The 19,268-nt window shown below is 59.3% G+C and carries 22 protein-coding genes and 1 tRNA gene; 11 read left to right on the forward strand and 12 right to left on the reverse strand.

Going from position 1 to position 19,268, the window contains the following annotated elements:
- Nucleotides 1-2 precede the first annotated feature (2 nt).
- Nucleotides 3-239, reverse strand: a complete 237-nt coding sequence (locus E1958_RS21305; RefSeq protein ID WP_243448437.1) for a hypothetical protein — start codon at nucleotides 237-239, stop codon at nucleotides 3-5.
- An 88-nt stretch (nucleotides 240-327) separates the two neighbouring features.
- On the opposite strand from E1958_RS21305, the gene E1958_RS12060 reads away from it, so the two are divergent.
- Nucleotides 328-1,791, forward strand: coding sequence for a DUF2325 domain-containing protein (locus E1958_RS12060; protein ID WP_133512096.1), 1,464 nt, complete (start codon nucleotides 328-330; stop codon nucleotides 1,789-1,791).
- 23 nt (nucleotides 1,792-1,814) lie between these two features.
- Nucleotides 1,815-2,957 (forward strand): carbohydrate porin, encoded by a 1,143-nt coding sequence (locus E1958_RS12065; RefSeq protein WP_133512097.1) that lies wholly within the window; start codon nucleotides 1,815-1,817, stop codon nucleotides 2,955-2,957.
- Between the two features lie 178 nt (nucleotides 2,958-3,135).
- On the opposite strand, the gene E1958_RS12070 is transcribed toward E1958_RS12065, so the two are convergent.
- Entirely contained in the window at nucleotides 3,136-3,696 is a 561-nt protein-coding gene (locus E1958_RS12070; RefSeq protein ID WP_133512098.1) for a Uma2 family endonuclease, read from the reverse strand.
- Nucleotides 3,697-3,921: 225 nt separating this feature from the next.
- On the opposite strand from E1958_RS12070, the gene fur reads away from it, so the two are divergent.
- The 3 genes from fur (at nucleotide 3,922) to E1958_RS12085 (ending at nucleotide 5,077) form a co-directional block, all read left to right on the forward strand.
- Nucleotides 3,922-4,338 carry a ferric iron uptake transcriptional regulator gene (fur, locus tag E1958_RS12075; RefSeq protein WP_133512099.1) on the forward strand — a complete coding sequence of 139 codons (417 nt, stop codon included), beginning with the start codon at nucleotides 3,922-3,924 and terminating at the stop codon, nucleotides 4,336-4,338.
- Nucleotides 4,339-4,448: 110 nt separating this feature from the next.
- Nucleotides 4,449-4,805, forward strand: coding sequence for a cupin domain-containing protein (locus E1958_RS12080; protein WP_133512100.1), 357 nt, complete (start codon nucleotides 4,449-4,451; stop codon nucleotides 4,803-4,805).
- Nucleotides 4,806-4,894: 89 nt separating this feature from the next.
- Nucleotides 4,895-5,077: a hypothetical protein gene (locus E1958_RS12085; RefSeq protein ID WP_133512101.1), complete on the forward strand. Its 183-nt coding sequence runs from the start codon at nucleotides 4,895-4,897 to the stop codon at nucleotides 5,075-5,077.
- A gap of 98 nt (nucleotides 5,078-5,175) precedes the next feature.
- Here the strand turns inward: E1958_RS12085 and E1958_RS12090 are convergent, their stop codons facing one another.
- Nucleotides 5,176-6,231 carry a 3-deoxy-7-phosphoheptulonate synthase gene (locus E1958_RS12090; RefSeq protein WP_133512118.1) on the reverse strand — a complete coding sequence of 352 codons (1,056 nt, stop codon included), beginning with the start codon at nucleotides 6,229-6,231 and terminating at the stop codon, nucleotides 5,176-5,178.
- 109 nt (nucleotides 6,232-6,340) lie between these two features.
- On the opposite strand from E1958_RS12090, the gene E1958_RS12095 reads away from it, so the two are divergent.
- Both E1958_RS12095 and E1958_RS12100 read left to right on the forward strand, forming a co-directional pair.
- Nucleotides 6,341-6,646, forward strand: a complete 306-nt coding sequence (locus tag E1958_RS12095; RefSeq protein ID WP_133512102.1) for a hypothetical protein — start codon at nucleotides 6,341-6,343, stop codon at nucleotides 6,644-6,646.
- A gap of 19 nt (nucleotides 6,647-6,665) precedes the next feature.
- Nucleotides 6,666-7,124: a hypothetical protein gene (locus tag E1958_RS12100; protein ID WP_133512103.1), complete on the forward strand. Its 459-nt coding sequence runs from the start codon at nucleotides 6,666-6,668 to the stop codon at nucleotides 7,122-7,124.
- A gap of 219 nt (nucleotides 7,125-7,343) precedes the next feature.
- Here E1958_RS12100 and E1958_RS12105 read toward each other — a convergent pair whose 3' ends face one another.
- Nucleotides 7,344-8,447 carry a phosphotransferase enzyme family protein gene (locus E1958_RS12105; protein ID WP_133512104.1) on the reverse strand — a complete coding sequence of 368 codons (1,104 nt, stop codon included), beginning with the start codon at nucleotides 8,445-8,447 and terminating at the stop codon, nucleotides 7,344-7,346.
- 205 nt (nucleotides 8,448-8,652) lie between these two features.
- Nucleotides 8,653-9,180 (reverse strand): peptidoglycan L,D-endopeptidase MepK, encoded by a 528-nt coding sequence (gene mepK / locus E1958_RS12110; protein ID WP_133512105.1) that lies wholly within the window; start codon nucleotides 9,178-9,180, stop codon nucleotides 8,653-8,655.
- A gap of 70 nt (nucleotides 9,181-9,250) precedes the next feature.
- Between mepK and E1958_RS12115 the strand changes: the two genes are divergently transcribed.
- Together E1958_RS12115 and E1958_RS12120 are read left to right on the forward strand one after the other, a co-directional pair.
- Nucleotides 9,251-9,922 (forward strand): NUDIX domain-containing protein, encoded by a 672-nt coding sequence (locus E1958_RS12115; RefSeq protein WP_133512106.1) that lies wholly within the window; start codon nucleotides 9,251-9,253, stop codon nucleotides 9,920-9,922.
- Between the two features lie 34 nt (nucleotides 9,923-9,956).
- Entirely contained in the window at nucleotides 9,957-10,622 is a 666-nt protein-coding gene (locus E1958_RS12120; protein ID WP_133512107.1) for a lytic transglycosylase domain-containing protein, read from the forward strand.
- Nucleotides 10,623-10,813: 191 nt separating this feature from the next.
- On the opposite strand, the gene E1958_RS12125 is transcribed toward E1958_RS12120, so the two are convergent.
- The 7 genes from E1958_RS12125 to E1958_RS12155 all read right to left on the reverse strand — a co-directional run bounded on the left by E1958_RS12125 (nucleotide 10,814) and on the right by E1958_RS12155 (nucleotide 17,267).
- Nucleotides 10,814-11,671 (reverse strand): hypothetical protein, encoded by an 858-nt coding sequence (locus tag E1958_RS12125; protein ID WP_133512108.1) that lies wholly within the window; start codon nucleotides 11,669-11,671, stop codon nucleotides 10,814-10,816.
- A gap of 14 nt (nucleotides 11,672-11,685) precedes the next feature.
- Nucleotides 11,686-12,240: a hypothetical protein gene (locus tag E1958_RS12130; RefSeq protein ID WP_133512109.1), complete on the reverse strand. Its 555-nt coding sequence runs from the start codon at nucleotides 12,238-12,240 to the stop codon at nucleotides 11,686-11,688.
- 53 nt (nucleotides 12,241-12,293) lie between these two features.
- A complete protein-coding gene (locus tag E1958_RS12135; protein WP_133512110.1) occupies nucleotides 12,294-12,650 on the reverse strand; it encodes a hypothetical protein in 357 nt (118 codons plus the stop codon).
- Nucleotides 12,651-12,785: 135 nt separating this feature from the next.
- Nucleotides 12,786-13,682, reverse strand: a complete 897-nt coding sequence (locus E1958_RS12140; protein ID WP_133512111.1) for a TauD/TfdA family dioxygenase — start codon at nucleotides 13,680-13,682, stop codon at nucleotides 12,786-12,788.
- An 885-nt stretch (nucleotides 13,683-14,567) separates the two neighbouring features.
- Nucleotides 14,568-14,644: transfer RNA gene (locus E1958_RS12145), tRNA-Met, on the reverse strand.
- Between the two features lie 45 nt (nucleotides 14,645-14,689).
- Nucleotides 14,690-15,781, reverse strand: coding sequence for a redox-regulated ATPase YchF (gene ychF, locus E1958_RS12150; protein WP_133512112.1), 1,092 nt, complete (start codon nucleotides 15,779-15,781; stop codon nucleotides 14,690-14,692).
- Between the two features lies 1 nt (nucleotide 15,782).
- Entirely contained in the window at nucleotides 15,783-17,267 is a 1,485-nt protein-coding gene (locus E1958_RS12155; protein WP_133512113.1) for a mannose-1-phosphate guanylyltransferase/mannose-6-phosphate isomerase, read from the reverse strand.
- Nucleotides 17,268-17,351: 84 nt separating this feature from the next.
- Here E1958_RS12155 and E1958_RS12160 point away from each other — a divergent pair, with 84 nt between their 5' ends.
- Nucleotides 17,352-18,482, forward strand: coding sequence for an IS3 family transposase (locus E1958_RS12160; RefSeq protein WP_133512114.1), 1,131 nt, complete (start codon nucleotides 17,352-17,354; stop codon nucleotides 18,480-18,482).
- A gap of 257 nt (nucleotides 18,483-18,739) precedes the next feature.
- Complete coding sequence (locus tag E1958_RS12165; RefSeq protein WP_133512115.1) at nucleotides 18,740-19,135, forward strand: hypothetical protein; 396 nt, start codon at nucleotides 18,740-18,742, stop codon at nucleotides 19,133-19,135.
- The last annotated feature ends 133 nt before the right edge of the window (nucleotides 19,136-19,268 follow it).

The raw sequence follows: 19,268 nt of genomic DNA on the forward strand, positions 1-19,268 counted from the left end.
CCTCATAGGCTGAATCCAGCTTCTCCCTCGGCAATTTCTCCGGCTGCAGCGGCTTCTGTCTCAGCCATAGCCGTGTACATGAAATCCAGATGCCGACTACCGCCTCCTTGGCCAGCACGCCGGTGAAAATGCCCACCGCCGCGGGCCAGTTCTCTTCCGACGAGGCCACGCGCCAGGTCGTCGCCTGCGAGCAATTCGATTTCGCTGGGATTGTTTTCGATAACGATTTGCATTTGCATTTATATTTATATTGAGGTACTTTAGTCGCCGACCCCATGATTGCGAGCTATTTTTGCCTGCGGATGTGGGCTCGTGGAGATACCTGGTATGCATAGACTCCTATTCGAAGTGGAACAGTCACCCCCACGTTTGGCGGTATACGACGCTGACAACCAGCGGTTGTTGATAGAGGTGGAGGGGGAGGCCTGTATGCAGCTGTTGGCGTTACAGGGCGGTAGTGCGGACGATCCACAGCAGACTGCGGAAGAGGTGATATCCGCCCTGGATGCAGTGTGGAAGGGTGGAAAAGAAGCAACATTATTCGAGTCGCAGCACCCGGACGATGAGCCGCCATCCAAGCCCGGCAGACGTAAGCTCTGGGACCTGCCCGGCAAGTTTCACTGCCAGATCATCGGCACCTGCCTGGAGGTAAGCGAGTTGCGGCGTATCGCCGCCAAGGGTGGGCACAGCTCTGAGCAACCCATAAGCGATTATGGTGTGCACTCGAGTTTTGTCGCCGCGGCCGAGGGGAAGAATTCCCTCTCTATCGGTGCGCACAAGGCATTGGAGAAGAAATATGCCGCTCATGTCCGGCACTTTACCAAGGCCAAGGAGGAAGCCGCCGTCATCGCGATGTGGCAGACGGCTCTGGCCGAGGGCCAAGCCCCCGGAGCCTTCTGGGCGCTCATGACCCATCCCAAGAGTGGGGAGCGGGCGATCTCCCTCGCCTATGAAGACATGCACATGCTGTCCCACCAGATTGGCACCGGCCGCCATGTGGACCTCGAGGCGCTGACCGAGGTCCGGGGCGAATTGCGCGCCTTACGCGCACGTTATGAGGAGACGGTGCGCCGCACTCACCTACAGCTGGAAGACAAGGCGCGTCGCATCCAGGTCTTACAGGAGCGCCTGTCCGAGACCGAGGGATCGCAAGCCCAGTTGGACGATGCCCAGACCCGGCTGCGGACGCTGGAGTCCGGGCAGGAGCTGGCGGACCTGCGACAGCGGGTCGAGCGGCTGGAGCCGGCCCTGGCGGATGCCGACCACCGCCATGCCCAGGCCCGGGTACAGATCCGAGAGTGGCAGGAGCGGTATCACGGCCTGGAGACACGAACCCGGCAGTTGGAGGTCGCACTGGCAGAGCGGTCGGCCGAATGCCTGGCCATGGAGAACCTGCTGCTGCGCGAGATTGCCCCCGATTGTGAGGATTGCGACTCCGCATCGTGCGCGAATTGTCCCGATCTCGCCGAGCGGCAAATCCTCTGCATCGGCGGACGCAGCAATCTGGCCGAACACTACCGGGCGCTAGTGGACCGCTTCAACGGGCGTTTCATGCACCACGACGGGGGAATGGAAGACAACCGAAGGCGCCTGGACGCCATGCTGGCTACCGCGGACGCGGTGGTTTGCCCCACCGATTGCGTCAGCCACAACGCCTATAGCCGGGCGAAACGCCTGTGCAAACGCCAGGGGAAGCCTTGCATTTTGCTGCCCAGTTCCGGCATCTCCTCCTTTGCCCGGGCCTTGGAACAGGTGGCGGGCCGGGAATATCAGGAACAGCCGGCACATTAGCCATGTAGTTGGGAGAATGAAACATGAAACCGAGCTATTTCCGGTTCCTGGCAGTACCCGTCTTTATCGTAACGCTACCGGCACAGGCGGTAGACTTGAGCAAGCAGCTGTCAATCAACGGTATTCTGGCGGCTACCGGGCAGTGTCAAAGTGTCTCCGCCCGCTTGCCCTCCGAGGGCGACGGGATGCCCTTGGATGGGTTCGATAACGAATGCCGTGGCGGCATGCCTATCCAGTTCGAGATCAGCTACCGCCCCAGCGACGCCCACGAGTTCTTCGCCAAGGTCGGGTTTGCGGCGGACAATGGCCTAAACCAGGTATCGCCCTGGAACCTTGCGCCTTGGGCGGCGGATCTGGAGGACGACCTGGAGAACATCAACGGGCGCAATCGTGATTACCTCCTCACCGCCTGGTACAAATACACCCATGCCTTCGGGGACGGGAACACCCTGGGCGCGTCCATCGGCATTATCGATTCCACCGACTATATCGACGGCAACCAGTACGCCAACGACGAGTTCACTCAGTTCATGAATGAGGTCTTCGTGAACTCGGGCAGCTATAACCTGGGCTCTTACGATACCGGCGCCGCCTTGGAATTGGGATACGGGGACTGGAGGCTCACCGGCTTAGGGATGAACATCGGCGAGAATGATGACGGCAGCAACTACAACTTTTGGGGCCTCGAGATCGGATACCATCCCGAGACCGCCATGGGCGAGGGTAACTATCGCTTTACCCTCACGGGGACTTCCTCTGAATTTCTCGATCCGGCCGGCAAGAAACAAGAGCGTCTCCTTGGCTATGGCCTGTCGTTCGACCAGGCATTCGGCGAGGTCGTCGGCGCCTTCCTGCGGGTTTCCCGGCAGCAGGATGACGCCGCCGTGGACTACAAGTCCCTGTATTCGGGTGGCTTCAACCTCGACGGCAGCGGTTGGAACCGGGACGACGACAACATCGGCATCGGCTATGCCTATCTCGACGGCGGCAATCAGAGCATCGATCAGAGTCAGGTCTTTGAGGCTTACTACCGCGCGGTCCTCAACGAACATACGGCCATCACCGCCGATGTCCAGTACATGAAAGACGAGCTCCTCAAGACCGATCCCCGCCAGGACGATCCCAAGGGCTGGATCTTCGGTATGCGTCTGACCGCGGAGTTCTGATCGTAGACGATTAGGATTTAAAAAGGTCCGTACAGCGAACTCTCGGGGAACTTGTTATTCCGAGCGGAGCGAGGAATCTTAAGATCCCTCGCTCCGGTCGGGATGACAGTGTGTTGCGGCCATTTCACAGATGAAAAATGGCCGTTCAGGCTGGTTTAGATTTAAATGTCAGCACGCCCTAGGCCCAAAGATTTCCCAAGGAGAATCCAACCGCCTCGAATGGCGGTTGGCGGACCTCGTCATCTCCCTTCAGTATCTTCAACAATCGCCAATGTCGGTCGTCCTGTAATGAATACACTTCCAGGGTATGGGTGTCCGGGTCCACCAGCCACAGGTGAGCTGCCCCTTCGCGGGCGTAGCGGGGCATCTTGAGCGCCCGGTCGGTGCGCTTGGTGGCAGGAGACAGGGTCTCGCACACCCAATCGGGCACCAGCTCGAACCAGGCACTGTCCGGTAGGACCGGAAGCCGCTCGCGACACCAACCGGCCATATCCGGAACCAGGATATCGCCGGCCAGATGGATTTCCGGCTCGTCGATAATCCACCAACCGCCCGGACCATTTCGGCCCCCGTCGAATGGACCGCCGACCAGATAGCCCAACGCGGAATAGGCCCTGGCATGCCGGGGTGCCGGTTTCGGATGGCTGTATAACTCACCACCGATTATCTCTCCCACCCGATGTTCCGGCAGGGCGAGGATATCTTCGTAGCCGGCGTTGCGGTAAGCGGGTTCAGCCATCGGGGGCACCTTTAAGCTGTGCTGAGGTGATTGTTAAAGAACATACCATCGTATCTGTCTTTCCGTCTGCCTTCTGCGTTGCGGCAACAGCGACATCGTTCGACTCCACACCTGTCGTCCGCCTTGAAGACGCGGGAAAATCCTCCCCAAAGGGTATATCCTTGAAGATCGCATCTCAGCCGTCACACCAGGTAGGGGTGAGTGATACCGTGAGGGGGGTCGGGGTTGCAGAACGAACAACTCAGGAAGGCAGGGCTCAAGATCACTTTACCCCGCGTAAAGATCCTGGCTCTACTGGAACGGAGCGACAAACGCCACGTCAGCGCCGAGGATGTGTATAAGATGCTGCTGGAGAACGGCGAGGAGATCGGGCTGGCCACGGTTTACCGGGTGCTGACTCAGTTCGAGTCGGCCGGACTGGTGTGCAGGCACAACTTCGAAGGCGGCCAATCCATATTCGAGCTCGACTGCGGCAAACACCATGACCACCTGGTCTGCGCGAGGTGCGGGAAGATCGTGGAGTTCGTCGATGAAATCATCGAAAAACGTCAGAATGCCGTCGCAAAACGACATGGATTCGTCATTCAGGACCATTCCCTCGTCATCTATGGCGTCTGCGACAACCCCGGTTGCCGAGAATAATCGTGGCCCGGATGTCCTACGGGAAACAACCCACTGAGGATGGCCGCTGTTTAGCCCCAGGATCGAAACCGGCAGCATGTTCAATTGTGTTTTTAACTTGGATAAGGGCAATGGCTAAACCAGACTGGCAGGTTTTTCAGCTGACTGAATTGGTGAGGGCAATCGATCGCAGCACGGTCGATTTTCACGAGTTCCTGCGGACCCCATCGATGAGCTGTGCGATTTATCACCTACCCGCCGGTTCCAAGGATATGCAGACACCCCACGACGAAGATGAGCTCTATTTGGTGGTTGCAGGTCGGGGCCGTCTGCGGGTGAACGGTGCGGAGCACCTCATCGTCAAAGACACCCTGATGTATGTTCGGGCCTCCTGCGATCACGCCTTCTTCGACATCGAGGAAGACCTTACCGTCCTGGCATTCTTCGGATCGGCGGTTAATTCTACTTTGTCATCTCTAGCTCTCTGAATCAGCTTCATCTTTATATACTGCCACACAGCACAATCCGAGCTTTTGAATTTCCCCCTCACCCCCGCCCTCTCCCGGAGGGAGAGGGAGTGAAATGCGCAGATTATGCCGTGTGGCAGTATAGGTCACGAGAAATGCCGGGCAGGCCCAATCCGATCTCCGAGGCCGAGTCCAAAGGCGCGGTGTGTATTTCCCTGATTGACTGCCGGTTCCACGAGGCCGAAGGAGTCCTCAATCAGGCGACTTCCTTCTCGATCCGTAGCTTGGTGTAGCCGTTGAACGCTCCGAACGGCTCATCCATCAAGGGCAGGCCAGGCTCGATTGAAAGCGCTGCGCTGAAGCAGCGGGTTGACCGCGAGGCCCCTCTTGCTCAGCACTCGCGCCGACTCACCGCGGCCTTGGCCAACTCGTGGAGCATCGGCACCGTATCGCCCCATCCGATACAGGCATCGGTGATGCTCTGCCCATAGACCAGCTCGGTGGCGGGAGACGGGTCCTGACGGCCGGCGACCAGGTGGCTTTCGATCATGGTCCCGATGATATGCTCGTCACCACGCGCAACCTGGCCGGCGACGTCCTGGCAGATCTGGATCTGCCGGGATGGCTCCTTGCGGCTGTTGGCATGACTGAAGTCGATCATGACCTTGGGCGTGAGGCCCGACGCGGTGATTTCCTCCGCGACGATGTTCACGCTCTCGGCGTCATAGTTCGGACGCAGACCACCGCGCAGGATGATATGGGTGTCCTCATTCCCGCGGGTGCGAAAGATCGCCGAGTTACCCTCCTTGGTCAGGGACATGAAGACGTGGGGCCGGGCCGCGGCATGTATGGCATCGATGGCGATCTTCACCGCGCCGGTGGTGCCGTTCTTGAATCCGACGGGGCAGGAGAGGCCCGAGGCGAGCTCCCGGTGTCCCTGGCTCTCCGTGGTGCGGGCGCCGATGGCACCCCAGCTGACCAAGTCGGCAACATACTGCGGACTGATGAGATCCAGGAACTCGGTCCCCGCGGGCATGCCCATCTCCGCCAGATCCAGCAGCAACTTGCGGGCCAGGTGTAATCCCTTGTTGATCTCGAAGCTGCCATCCAGGTCCGGGTCGTTGATCAAGCCCTTCCAGCCTACCGTGGTGCGGGGTTTCTCGAAATAGACCCGCATCAGGATCATCAGCTCCCGCTTGACCTCGGCGCGCAGGTTGCCCAGCCGCTCGGCATACTCCATGGCCGCTTGGGGATCATGGACGGAGCAGGGTCCGACCACCACCAGCAGCCGATCGTCTTCGCCCTGGAGGATGCGCCGGATCTCCCGGCGGGCATGGTAAACCGTCCGTGCCGCTCGTTCGCTGACGGGAAGCTCCTTCTGCAGGGCCTTGGGTGCGGCTACTTGCTTGATATCGCAAATGCGCAGATCGTCGGTCTGGTAATGCATCGGCATAGTATATCCATGGAGCTCGGGCGACACTACGAGACCTACGTTTGGCATTTGCCATGCGGTTCGGCCACAATGGCAGCCAACCCCATACAAGGACCCTTCGCCCATGACCGACCCCAAGACCTATCAGGGGATCGATAAAGACCCCCAAGGCGGCATGACGCCGACCGGGAACATTATCCGGGACGCCTGGGTATTCGGAATCATCCCCGAAACCGAGACCTGTGCGGGCTGGACCCTGCAGGGCATCGACGCCCTGTATGACAAGGTCACCAAGGCCTGGGCCCCATACGGCCACCTGGTCTCCCGTCTGCCGCCACCATTGCGCGAGCGTCACCAGCGTATCTACGAGGCCGCGGTGCAGCGGGCCCGAACGGAAGGTTGGACCCCGGAGCTCGACGACGACGATTGACCCGCTGACCGAAGACCTGATGTCCAGATACTATGTCCGCGAGACCTTCTTCCGCCCGCCGGAGCATACCCGCGAGCGCAGCACATTGCCGGCCGCCGTGTACAATGATCTACAGCTACTGCTCAAGAGAAGCGGCCGCGAAAGCCTATTCATTCCCATCCGTTCCATGCAATTCCAGGCCGTGGTGGAATCCGGGGAGGTCATTTTCGTGGACAGCCAGGGCGGCTATGCGCATCAGGACGGAACGGGGGGACGCCTGATTCGTATCGCCTGGCAGCCGTTACCGGCTGTGGAGCGCGAGTCGCTGAACGGCCCGGTTGCGTGCGAAATCGTCTCTTATTTTGCCGACTTCAAAGAGACCCAGCGGCGGTTGATGAGCGAGTTTCCACCGGTCTTGAGACGGCTCCTGCAACGCCAACGCGAGCAAGACCTGCAAGCCGGAACGCCCCGGGTGTTGCCCCTGCGCCGCAACACTTAAGCAAGATGCCCAGATTGTTTTGATCCTTTCCCTACCCCGATCTAAACTCTTTTCACCTCTAAAACTGATAACCGGTCGGCGGCAAACCTCGCTGCTTGCGGGGAAAACTTTTAGCGACACCAGAGGTTATTCGTGATTCGGGCCACGGGCGACAGCGCCGCTATCGTCAACCCTGGGGACTTCCGGCCCCGGAAGTTCGGATAGCGGCAGGATTTTTCCTCAAGGGGCACTTTTGCCGCGTCCGAAACAGGCCGCCACGATGGCGCGGATCTCACGCTCCTTGCCCTCGATATCCTCCACCAACGCGAGCTGGATGCCGGCCTTGCGCAGGTTCTGCCCCGGCTCGGTAATCCGGAAATAACGATCGCCTTCCAGGTGATCGGTCAGAAAGCGCAGGGCAAGCTCGAAGGGAATGAGACGGATAGCATCGAACAGCAACTCGATTTCCGCCGTATCGAGCAGATCTCCGACCTCGTCCGCATAGGCGCCGAGGATTGCCCGGCACAGGTCGAGATCAAACCTGGTGCCGGCGGACCCCTTACCACGACCACAGCAGGAACGCAGACAATCGCCGACGTCGTAATGGACGAGTCCGGCCTGGACCGTATCCAGATCGATCAGACTCACCGCGCGCCCCGTTACGCGGTCGAACAGGATGTTATCGAGCTTTGGATCCCCGTGGATTACGCGCGCCGGGAGATAACCGTCTTGCCGTGCTGCCTCGAGCACATCGACTTGTGCCTGCCGCGCGGTCACGCAAGCGATGGCCCGGGAGAGCGCCTCCGGATGAACAGTGGTGCACGTCGCCAGGACCTGCTTGAATCGCTCCAGATAGCCCGGTGTGACATGGAATCCGGGCAGGGTCACCGCAAGCCGCTCTGCGGGCAGGTCGCTGACGAGGACATGAAAGCGACCCAGGATGCGACCCACCTCTCGGGCCTGTTCCGGATCCTCGATGCGCGCAAGCCCCCGGGTGTTCGGGATGAACTCCATGAGACGCCAGAACCCACCCTGTCCGTCCCGAACGAAAGACCGTCCGTCCCAGGCCGCAATGGGGGCCGGAATGCGGAGCCCGGATCCGGTATGAGCCGCCACGTGTCCTGCCAGCACCGACAGGTTGGACATGATCCGCTCCGGTTCCGGAAACACCGCGTCGTTGATCCGTTGCAGGATATATCGAGCATCCTCGGTGGTAACGAGAAAGGTGGCATTGATCAAGCCACCGCCGTGGGGTTTGACGCCGCTGACCGGGGTAGGCAAGGCGAACCGGTTGACGATGTCGGAGGCAACCACCGTGGCGTTCCCGGACTCGAACTCGTTCATGCTCCCTTAACTGTGCCAGCGGAGATGGGCGGTTGTCACTGACCGGCCGCAAGCTTGCGGTTAATGGTAGGCCTTACAAAAAGATAACTCGCTTTCCTGATAAGTTCTGCTACAATCGCACTTAAGAATCGGGGGAAAATTCCGAGGAGCGGTTGGCGCAAGTGCCCGGATCGCGTGGGACTCCTAAGCCCTCATCTAACCCTCGTCAGGCGACCCAGCGGCGGACCTCCCCGGTGTCCACATGTACGAAGTTGGATCTGGGGTAGAAGCCGACACCACCTCGGTTCAATGAGATGGCGGAATTGCGTACCCAGCGGGCGGATATACCGGGAAGGCGGATGTCTACCGCCTTGCCTTGCATGTGCAGGCTGTTGCGCGCGACCCGTCGGGAGGTACTGCGCAGCATGGCGTTCGTCCGGGGCGAACGGTAAGCACTGAGGATCTCGATCGGTCCCCGGGGGTGGCCGAGACGTCCGTTGAGCTCGTATAACAGGTCGAACAGCTTGGGGTCTACCATGGTGACGTCATCGGTTCGGAAGTCGCGCATGAAGTTGTTCAGCGCCTGCAATGCGTCGCGTTGGTAGAAATTGCCGATACGATAGGCGACCTTGACCTTTTCTCCCGTGTGGCGGTGGTAAAAGGAAAGGATACGCGGTCGGTAGCTCTGCTTTTTCGCGAGTGCCGGCATTGTGGCCGCAGATAACGCAAGTCCGAGGAAGTGGCGCCGATTCATACTTTCCACACGCTGAGTTAGATGTCACGATGAGCCAATTATAGAAGTGGAAATCTAAAATACAACCGGAATGAGGTACGCACTGGAGGTCATCGCTCGAGAACGCTGTTTTAGTGGTTTTCTGAGGCTGACGCGCTATCGGCTGCGGCATAGTCTTTTTATGGGCGGTTGGGGTCCGATCCTTGAACGTGAGCGTATGGAGTATTTGAATTCAGCCGCGGCGATTCTTTACGATGCGACACGCGATCAAGTCGTCATGGTGGAGCAGTTTCGTATCGGCGCGCTGGAACACGGGCGGGGGGCTTGGACCCTGGAGCCAGTGGGAGGCGTCCTGAAAACGGGTGAGGATGCGAGTGAGGTAGTGCGGCGGGAGGCAATGGAAGAGGCAGGGTGTAAGGTGCTGGACCTGGAGCCGATTGGGGCCTACCATGTCAGCCCAGGCACCGCGGCGGATAGGGTTCGGCTTTTCTGCGGGCATGTTGATGCGGCACTGGTAGGGGGCATTCACGGGTTGCGTGAGGAAGGCGAGGATACCCGGGTAACCGTAATCAATATGGGGCAAGCGATAAAAGAGCTTTATTCCGGAAGAATCGACACCTCCGTGGCGATCATCGCAATCCAATGGCTTACAATAAACCGAGAGCGGTTGCGAGTCAAGTGGAATCGCTTGGGAGAATATCATGCGCAGCCGATGAGAGTACGAGCCGGCAACAGCGATGTGGAAGCGGTGCTGAATTCTTGAGCGATGTGAGCATCAGGGTCCTCGAAAGCGAATCATGAAAAATGTAATACCCGGATTACTGTTGGTGCTGATTGGGATTCCATTTCCATGCAGCGGTGATCTCTATAGATATTTAGACGCGGACGGCAAGCTTTATTTCACCGATGCACCGCTCAAGGGCAGTAAGTATCATCTGGAATGGAAACGTGCTACCAAGAAGCTTATCGAGGAGAGCAACAACAGGTTCATCGTTTTCCGCCGCCGTCTTCCGGTTCCATCAAATAAGATTCCAGCGCTATCGAAGCAGCTTTCGGTCAGGCGCAAGCGGTATGCCGCATTGATCGAACGCACCGCGCGCCGGTTCAAGCTCCGTCCGGAATTGCTCCACGCCGTCATACGGGCCGAGTCGGCCTATAATCCAACGGCTGTCTCCTCCGCAGGGGCAATCGGACTGATGCAGCTTATGCCTGCCACCGCGGCCAGATATAAGGTGTCCGATCCCTACGACCCGGCCCAAAACGTGCGCGGGGGCGCGCAATACCTACGATTTCTGCTCAAGATGTTTGGGAACAATCTGCGCTTGGCCTTGGCCGGATACAATGCCGGGGAGAATGCCGTCGTCAAGCACGGTAACCAGGTTCCTCCCTATCCGGAGACACAGCAGTACGTCCGCAAGGTATTGCAGTTTCTGTGGGCCGAGCAGGCGATGGCGAAGCGCTGATCGGATCTTCTCTTCCATATGATAACCGTTTCCACCGGCCAGGAAAGGCCGGGCGGCTTTCCATGCAACAGCCCGTAGATGCGGTTCGCTGTCTGTCCCTTGTCGGGCCAGGGGGTGTTCTCAATTGAGCCGACTCATCCCGAGAATCAAGCCCGTCGGTCGGGTCGGGCCAGGGCGACGGAGGTGGCTGGCTAGCCGGTGGTCTGCCGCTGCTCCGGCGTCAACCGATACAGCTCGATGAAACCGCTCGGCTGGGCCGACTGATCCTGGGTTGCACACAGCACGCACAAGATCGATTGGTCGCCCACCATGACCACATCGACGCCCATCAAATAGCGATCCGACGGGGCCTCGATGACGGTTCTCATGGTCTCGCCCACATGCTGCTCGACCCGCTCTTCGTAACAGACAAAGAGGTTGTCCATATAATGTGTGACATCGATGGCGCTCGCGTCTTCTTGAGGTGCCAACAAGGCCGGCTGCCGGGATAAGGGCGGCGGGAGATAACCGATGAGCGTCTGCTGTCGACCGGAGACATAAACTCCCTGGCCCCGATAGGCGCCTTTGTGGGGGGGCCACTGCGGACGCAGGGTGAGATAGCTCTTGGCCGGCTCCTGTTGCAAGACGTCGGCTGAGGCATAGACGATGCCCCGCGTACTGTCGAGGGTCCGTACCTGACCGTTGGAATCGAGGATCTGCAGCGGCGGCGGTGTCTGCCAACAGGGTCCAATTAGCCGGGAAGACTCATACGGAAAATGGAACCGGGTCGCGGTGCCCTGGTTATGGTCCAGGCGCAGTCCGAAGTCCACCGGTTCGGAGCTGGTGAGATAAGACGCGGAACCGTCCGGCGCCACGAGCCAGCTGTAGATCATGAACTCGTTCACGGCCGGCGCGAAGGGGATGGTCCTGGTGCTGCGCGCGGCCAGGTCGATGAGTAACGCGCGGTCGTAGTCGGCATCGACCAGGATCTGGGCCGGCCGGTTGGCCAAGCGCATGAAGGCGACATCGCAATAGAAGGCCAGTGATTCTTGGTGGGTGAGTGTCAACATGGGTCTGTGTCGATTCAGAGTTTGAGCCTCCGACCCGGCTTCGGGCCTTTGCGCGGATGACCGCAGTGGGGGCATATGGCACCCATGTGCCGGCCATGGCGGTCATACACCTCGATCTCGGCCCCCTTACCCTTATGGAGCTTGTCGCGATGTACCAGCGATTTGTCCGGCCGCTGGTAAACGGTCGCTTTCTGAACCCGGATACGCGTGCGTTTGTAGCTGGTCAGCGGCGGCAGTGTCTCGCTGTCCTGTGGCACCAGGTCACCATGTACATAGGCCGGCGTAACGCCCGGCATTGGATTGGGCCGTTTCCCGCACACGGGGCACATTTCCTTTCCGCAGTCGGGCTGGCCTGAACAGCTTTGAGTAGTCCCCCGCGGGATGGGTTCGGACCTTTGCCCGGCGTCGGATTCGGGAACAGGACGCAGTTTTTCGAGCGCCTCGGCGGTGGCGCGCGCCGCTTCGCGAGCGGCCTCCCGGCCCTGGGGACTGGCTACGAAGAGCCCCGCCAATCCGCCCGCCGCCAGCGCGCCGAGCTCCCAGACGCCGATTGCCGCGGGTATCGCCATGCGTCGTCTCGTCTGCCTTTCTCTCGTTTGCCGTTCGGGGGTCCTGACCGGGTTCAGGATTCGGACGCGGCGTGTAATGCGGTTATGAGCTGTTCCGACAACACATGGACTTTGTAATCCGCGTCGATCGCTTCTTCCGCGAACAGCTCCTTGACCTTGGCGTCGTCATAAAACCTGGGGTTGACCAACACGGCAATGCCGACAAAACGCAGGAGTGCGTCGGCAGTTACGATGTTCAAACTGCGCGCATGCCTTACGCTGGCAGTAATGATCTCCAGCAGCGCCTCGTCATCCTGCTCTGCGGTCTGCTGCGGATAGGTTGTTCGGAAGTAGTCGCCTAGTTCCAGACAATACTTCTCGTCCAGCAATTCGTGCAGTTGCCGGATCTGTTCGGGCCGTATTATCAGCATGTTACTTACCTATGGAGCCTGCGTAGGGCGGATAAGCTGGCGCCATCCGCCGTCTGCCAGCCACCTCCGTCGCCCTGGCCTGACCCGACCGATGGGCTTGATTTTCGTGCACTGTATTGCGCCAGAGAATACCTGTCAGGTATCGGCGATCCGGTCATAGTAACGTGCCCGGTAGAGCAGGCGCGGACATTCGCCATCCTCGAACCCGGTCCGGGTGTGCAGCGTGTTGTTGGTCACCAGGCCCCAACCGGCCTCCAATCTGGCCGAGAGGTGCCAGGCGGTCCTGCCATGCAGTATCTCCTTGAGGCAGGAGACGGCCTCTGTCGTCAGGGGATCGTCCCACCAATGAATGCTGCGCGTTCGGTCCGTGTAGCGCATGTGTAAGTGACCTGCCGGGTGCACCGAGAAGACGGGTCCGGGGCAATCCGGACGCAACGCCTTCCCGTTCGCCTTATTGGCCGGGATGGTCATTGCCTGCGGGTGCATGAGGGCGCGGACGAATTCCAGGTTCCGATCGCGCAACAAGATATACGCGATCTCGTGGTCTAGGAGATAGTTCTCGCCGCCGGCTGCCGCCGGCCGGACACAGTGCAGCAACATCCCGAAGATCCGGCGGTCCGGTGCGTTGTAGTAACCATCGGTATGCCATGTGATCGGACGGTTACTGTAGGGGATATAGCCCTGATGTAGGGCATCGGACCGGACCGTCAATGAGCTGATGGCGTCCTGGTCCGCCCCCAGGTTGTGATCCGGGCGCAGCAGGCCAAGCTGGATGCCGAGCTGTCGTGGGAGCTCTTTGTCCGGATCATCGCCGGTAGGGCTCGCATAGATGGCCATGTTGGCACGGCGGCAACGGGCCCGCAGGGCTTCGACCTCAGCGGGTGTCAGCCGGCGCGGGTTACGGACCTCTACGATCAAATCTTCGAGCCGGGCTGGGTACTCACTGAGCTTGCGTTCCCGCCACAGCGCGTAGTCTTGGGGTCGATCAAGATCGAAGGGGGAGGTAGCGACGTCGGCGCCGGGACTGGCCATGTGGTCATCCCATCTCGACGGCAGAAAGAAAGTCGCTCATGGATCGCAATCGAAATCGGGATCGCAATCGAAATCCCGATTTCGATCCCGATCCCGATTCCGGGCATGACGCATCCCTATCTACTTGGCTGATGCGGTTCGCTAAATGTCAACACACCCTAGTACCTAGTTTCGACCGATGTTGCAAGTTCACAGTATCTGCTGGCTCACACGCTTGGCTTACCCGCTCCAGTGTGGGGACCAGCAATAGCGACCGAAACTAGGTACTAGTACCCAGCAAGGCTCCGCCTCAGACCAACAAGGCATGAATTTTGGTCTGGAAGCCAGATCGGCACAAACCTAACCTTGGTGTGAATCCCTGTCCTTGTCGTTTGACGCAAAGGCGCAAAGTCGCCACGACGCAAAGCAAACCAAAATACTCTTTGCGTCTTTGCGCCCTGGCGTTAAAGTCGAAGGGGACTAAAGGGTTACTACTCGATTTTTTGTGCCGCGCACAAGCTTGACTCATTTGTAAAGCTCCGGGTCCCTCAAGGATCCTAGTTTCATGTGATATTGCAAATTCATAGCATTGCAGGTGGGAGAGTTCGTATCAAGCTCAAGCTACTCTACCCGCAATATCGAGCGAAATGAGGTACTAGAACCACGAATGAACACGCATTTTCACGAATGATGAGCAATATCCGGGCCAAGGATGCGGATCCGGATAATCTGCCACCGCTTGAGATCATTGTTGAAACTACCGAAGAGGCCCTGTACGCCTGAGCAGGCAGGCAAGCCGAAAAACTCGCAGAGGGATTTGCGCGGATCGGCGTGGTTCGTAACTTCCTTGTTTCCCTTTTGATGCGGTTCGCTGCGCTCACCGCATCCTACGGGCTCCGGGGTATTTGGTGGCTACGGGTAGACTCGAACTACCGACAACGGCATTATGAGTGCCGCGCTCTAACCTGCTGAGCTACGTAGCCAGGATGGGGACAAAATATTAGCGATCGGGGGAGCATAGCGTCAAGTCAGACGTTGAACCGAAAATGGATCAGGTCCCCGTCCCGGACCATGTAGTCCTTGCCCTCCGAGCGCAGCTTGCCTGCCTCACGGGCCCCCTGCTCGCCTTTGCAGGCGACGAAATCCTCGTAGGCGATGACCTCGGCGCGGATGAAGCCGCGCTCGAAATCGGTGTGAATAACACCGGCGGCCTGGGGCGCACTGGCATTCCGGGGAATGGTCCAGGCCCGTACCTCCTTAGGTCCCGTGGTAAAGAAGGTCTCCAGGTCCAGTAAGCGGTAGCCGGCGCGTACCAGCCGGTTCAGACCCGGTTCCTCGAACCCCAGGTCGGCGAGGAAGCTCGCGCGCTCATCGGCCTCGAGCGCCAGGATCTCCGCCTCGATAGCGGCACACACGGGGACCGTCTCGGCACCTTCATCCCGCGCCAGCCCGCGTACCGCATCCAGCAGGGGATTGTCCTCGAAGCCGTCTTCGTCCAGGTTGGCGATGTACATGACGGGTTTGGCGGTGAGCAGGAACAGGTCGCGCAGCTCCCGGCGTTCGTCATCGTTCTGCGCCCAAGAACGCGCCGACCCGCCGGCGTCCAAATGGTCGCGCAGTCGCTCCAACAGGGCCTTGCGGGGCAGGACCTTTTTGTCTCCGGTCTTGGCTTGACGGACAGCTCGGTCCAGGGCCTTCTCCACCGACTCCAGATCCGCCAGGGCCAGCTCCGTGTTAATGGTCTCGATGTCGCGTATCGGGTCCACTTCGCCTGTGATATGCACCAGGCCGTCGTCTTCGAAGCAGCGCACCACATGGGCGATGGCATCCGTCTCCCGGATGTGGGCCAGGAACCGGTTACCCAGTCCCTCGCCCTTGGAGGCACCGGCCACTAGGCCTGCGATGTCCAGGAACTGCATGCTGGTGGGGATGACGTTTGCGGGCTTGACGATGCGGGCGATGGCGTCGAGCCGGGCGTCGGGCAGGGGGACTACCCCCAGGTTCGGATCGATGGTGCAGAAGGGATAGTTCTCCGCGGCGACGGTGGCCTTGGTCAGGGCATTGAAGAGGGTCGATTTGCCGACGTTCGGCAGACCGACGATGCCGCATTTGAAGCCCATGTCAGAGCTCGCCTTCCATGCGGTTGTAGGCGTCCTCGAAACGAACGATGTCGTCTTCGCCGAGATAGCTTCCGGACCGGACCTCGATGATCTCCAGGGGTATCGCCCCCGGATTCTCCAGGCGGTGTTTGGTACCGATGGGGATATAGGTGGACTCGTTTTCCGTGAGCAGAAAGACCTGCTCGCCGTTGGTGACCCGTGCCGTGCCCGAGACCACGATCCAATGCTCGGCCCGGTGGTGGTGCATCTGCAGGGCTTGGGATTCGCCCGGATTGATCGTCAGGTGCTTGACCTGATAGCGGGCGCCGAAGCCGATGGAGTCGAAGTTGCCCCAGGGCCGGTGCATGCGCTGGTGATGCCGATACTCACTGCGCTGCTCGTGCTGGAGGAACTGGGTCACGGCCTTGACGTCTTGGGCCGATTCCTTGCTCGCCACCAGGACCGCGTCCGGCGTCTCCACCACGATCAGGTTATTCACGCCCACGGCCGCTACCATGCGGTGCTGGGATATCAGTAGATTGTCGCGCGCGTCGTGGACGAAGGCATCGCCGTCGAGCACATTGCCGGCAGCGTCCCGCGCGCTAACCTCCCACAGGGCGGACCAGGCGCCCACGTCCGACCAACCCACATCCAGCGGCAGCACGAGGGCGAATGTGTCCCCTTCCGGCACCCCCTCGGCCAGCTGCTCCATGACTGCATAGTCGATGGAATCACTGGGGCAGGTGTGAAAGGCATCCGCGTCCAGGCGCCGGAAGTCCCCGTCGGTTGCGCCTCCACGGTAGGCTTTTTCGCAGGCCGTGGCGATGTCGGGTCGGAAACGCTCCAGCAACCCTTGCCAGCGCGAGGCCTTCATCATGAAGATTCCGCTGTTCCAAAGGTAGTCGCCGCTGCGTAAGTAACCCTCGGCGGTCGCTGCATCCGGCTTCTCGACAAAGGCGGCGAGGACATGAGTCCCACCCGTGGTCCCCTGAGCCGGAAAGCGGTCGCCCCGGCGGATGTAGCCATAGCCCGTTTCCGGCTTATCGGGGACGATCCCGAAGGTGATCACCGCTCCTTGCCCCGCCAGGACGTAGCCGTCCGCTACTGCCTGTCGGAAGCCGTGCCCGTCGCGGATATCGTGGTCGGCGGGCATCACCAACAGGACTGGATCCTGGCCGTCGTCCACCGTCGCCGCCGCGAGGCCGAGGGCGGGTGCCGTATTGCGGCCCTCGGGCTCGAGGATGATGGCGGCCGGTCGGCGGTCCAAAAGGCGGAGTTGCTCGGCGACGAGGAAGCGATGGGCCTCGTTGCAGACGACGATAGGGTCGAGCAGACCGATGGCCTGGCGGGGATGCTCCAGCTCGATCCCATCGAGTCGCCTGACGGTTTCCTGGAGCATGGTGTGCTTGCCGGTCAGGGGGAGGAACTGCTTAGGGTAGGCCTCTCGGGAAAGGGGCCAGAGACGGGTTCCGGACCCACCGGAAAGAATCACGGGTTGCAGCGACATGGCAATGAAGTGGACCCCAAAAATCGGACAGGTTAGTAAGTTAAGAAAGGGAGGCGAAAGCAACCACGACGAGAGGTATCAACCATGGCCAACAACCGCAAGCTCCACAGTCCGGAATTCAAGGCAAAAGTTTCCCTGGATGCCATTCAAGGGATGAAGACTGCCAGTGAATTGGCGAGTCAGTATCAGGTGCATCCAGTTCAAATCAGTGCCTGGAAGAAGCAGGCAATCGAGAGTCTACCGGAGGCTTTCAGGCGCGGCAAGTCCACACCGCAGCCAGTTCGAGAGGCGGCACTCACAGCGTCCCTGTATGAAGAGATCGGGCGCTTGAAAATGGAGTTGGATTGGCTAAAAAAAAGTCGGGTGAGTTCGGTGGAGCATCGGCGTCGCCTCATTGAGCCGAACCATCCTAAGTTGAGCATTGGGAGGCCATGCGCGCTGATCGGTTTGAGTCGTTCGAGTTATTATCACATGCCCTGCGGAGTCGAATCCGAGGAGAACTTGAAGTTTATGCGCCTGATAGACGAACAGTATCTGCGCACGCCGTTTTATGGCCGTCGGCAAATGACACGTTGGCTGGTGAGTCAGGGCCATGTGGTCAATCGTAAGCGCGTGCAGCGTCTGATGCGCACCCTGGGTATCCAGGGCACGGTTCCGGAGCCTCACACGAGTCGGCCCCACCTGGCCCACCGGGTCTACCCCTACTTACTTCAAGGCCTTGAGTTACAGGGCGCCAACCTGGTGTGGTCCACGGACATCACCTACCTCCCGTTGGTCACCGGCTTTATGTACCTGGCGGCGATCATCGATTGGTACAGTCGCTACGTGATTGCCTGGGCACTGTCAAACACGCTGGATCACCTATTCTGTGTCAGGATGTTGGAAGAGGCGCTCCAGCAGGCCCACCCGGTAATCTTCAATACCGACCAAGGGAGTCAATTTACCAGTATCGAATTCACGCGCTGCCTGCGAGAGCGGGAGATCTTGATCAGTATGGATGGACGCGGTCGGGTACTAGACAATGTTTTCATCGAACGGCTGTGGCGGAGTGTCAAATACGAAGACATCTACCTCAAGGATTACCAGAGCGTGTTAGAACTTTACCAGGGGTTAAAGCAGTACTTCCATTTTTATAATCACGAACGCCCACACAGCGCATTAGACGGGCTCACACCAGCACACGTTCATGTTCGTACTGAACAGGGGGTAATCTAAACGCGTGATCAAATGCTGACATGCAATGGAAAGACGCATTATGGTGTCACATGAGCACTTATGCTTTTCTATGCTGATTGAAAATACAGCTTGACTGACAGGGTGATCATCTATTAAGATTCATCTGAAATAAGATTCTCAAGAACTGTTCTCCGTTCTTAACTTATTTTTGGTTTCTAACTGTCCAACGGTTGGGGTCCACCTCAAAAATCGCCGAGCTGAGTGGTGTCAGCCGCCCCACGATCAATCAACTGTTCTTGAAGTTACGCCTCATTGAGGAAAAAGACGGCACCAAGAGCTTTGAGATCGCCGCCACCTTCAGCAATAGCGAGGCCGGTTTCTGGGAAGTGGTGCCGAAAAAAGAGACCGGGTTGACCTTCGACAACATGGTGGTGGGTTACCAAAAGGCCGGCGATAAGCTGCTGAAGGTCACCTGTTCCAGCCACCAGCTCAAGATCGGTGACGAGGTGCAGGTGACCGGCACCCGAGAATATGACGGGCTCTATCCGGTCAAGGCCGTGGATGAGGTCGATGATGCTTTCACCATCGACCTGGACTATCAACCCGGCGAGGCCGTGGACCTCAAGGCCAAAAAGCGGCGTGGGATCACTGTTGTCCCGTTAAACTTGGGTGGTTACCAGATAACTATCTGAAATGTAGATAAAAACATCCATTTTCGGGGTGTCACCGACTTGAACGCAAAAACCCGTACCGACATGCTTCGGCCCTGGATTCCCTGGGGAGAGGATCATGTATTCAGGACCGTTGGTTTTTTCGCAAGTCATG

The sequence above is a fragment of the Candidatus Thiosymbion oneisti genome (assembly GCF_004359955.1).
GTDB classification, from domain to species: domain Bacteria; phylum Pseudomonadota; class Gammaproteobacteria; order Chromatiales; family Chromatiaceae; genus Thiosymbion; species Thiosymbion oneisti.

Bases quoted from the DNA above. Each gene is read 5' to 3' on its own strand.
- E1958_RS21305 (WP_243448437.1), bottom strand. From the start codon at position 239: ATGCAAATGCAAATCGTTATCGAAAACAATCCCAGCGAAATCGAATTG.
- E1958_RS12060 (WP_133512096.1), top strand. From the start codon at position 328: ATGCATAGACTCCTATTCGAAGTGGAACAGTCACCCCCACGTTTGGCG.
- E1958_RS12065 (WP_133512097.1), top strand. From the start codon at position 1,815: ATGAAACCGAGCTATTTCCGGTTCCTGGCAGTACCCGTCTTTATCGTA.
- E1958_RS12070 (WP_133512098.1), bottom strand. From the start codon at position 3,696: ATGGCTGAACCCGCTTACCGCAACGCCGGCTACGAAGATATCCTCGCC.
- E1958_RS12080 (WP_133512100.1), top strand. From the start codon at position 4,449: ATGGCTAAACCAGACTGGCAGGTTTTTCAGCTGACTGAATTGGTGAGG.
- E1958_RS12090 (WP_133512118.1), bottom strand. From the start codon at position 6,231: ATGCATTACCAGACCGACGATCTGCGCATTTGCGATATCAAGCAAGTA.
- E1958_RS12095 (WP_133512102.1), top strand. From the start codon at position 6,341: ATGACCGACCCCAAGACCTATCAGGGGATCGATAAAGACCCCCAAGGC.
- E1958_RS12100 (WP_133512103.1), top strand. From the start codon at position 6,666: ATGTCCAGATACTATGTCCGCGAGACCTTCTTCCGCCCGCCGGAGCAT.
- E1958_RS12105 (WP_133512104.1), bottom strand. From the start codon at position 8,447: ATGAACGAGTTCGAGTCCGGGAACGCCACGGTGGTTGCCTCCGACATC.
- mepK (WP_133512105.1), bottom strand. From the start codon at position 9,180: ATGAATCGGCGCCACTTCCTCGGACTTGCGTTATCTGCGGCCACAATG.
- E1958_RS12115 (WP_133512106.1), top strand. From the start codon at position 9,251: ATGAGGTACGCACTGGAGGTCATCGCTCGAGAACGCTGTTTTAGTGGT.
- E1958_RS12120 (WP_133512107.1), top strand. From the start codon at position 9,957: ATGAAAAATGTAATACCCGGATTACTGTTGGTGCTGATTGGGATTCCA.
- E1958_RS12125 (WP_133512108.1), bottom strand. From the start codon at position 11,671: ATGTTGACACTCACCCACCAAGAATCACTGGCCTTCTATTGCGATGTC.
- E1958_RS12130 (WP_133512109.1), bottom strand. From the start codon at position 12,240: ATGGCGATACCCGCGGCAATCGGCGTCTGGGAGCTCGGCGCGCTGGCG.
- E1958_RS12135 (WP_133512110.1), bottom strand. From the start codon at position 12,650: ATGCTGATAATACGGCCCGAACAGATCCGGCAACTGCACGAATTGCTG.
- E1958_RS12140 (WP_133512111.1), bottom strand. From the start codon at position 13,682: ATGGCCAGTCCCGGCGCCGACGTCGCTACCTCCCCCTTCGATCTTGAT.
- ychF (WP_133512112.1), bottom strand. From the start codon at position 15,781: ATGGGCTTCAAATGCGGCATCGTCGGTCTGCCGAACGTCGGCAAATCG.
- E1958_RS12155 (WP_133512113.1), bottom strand. From the start codon at position 17,267: ATGTCGCTGCAACCCGTGATTCTTTCCGGTGGGTCCGGAACCCGTCTC.
- E1958_RS12160 (WP_133512114.1), top strand. From the start codon at position 17,352: ATGGCCAACAACCGCAAGCTCCACAGTCCGGAATTCAAGGCAAAAGTT.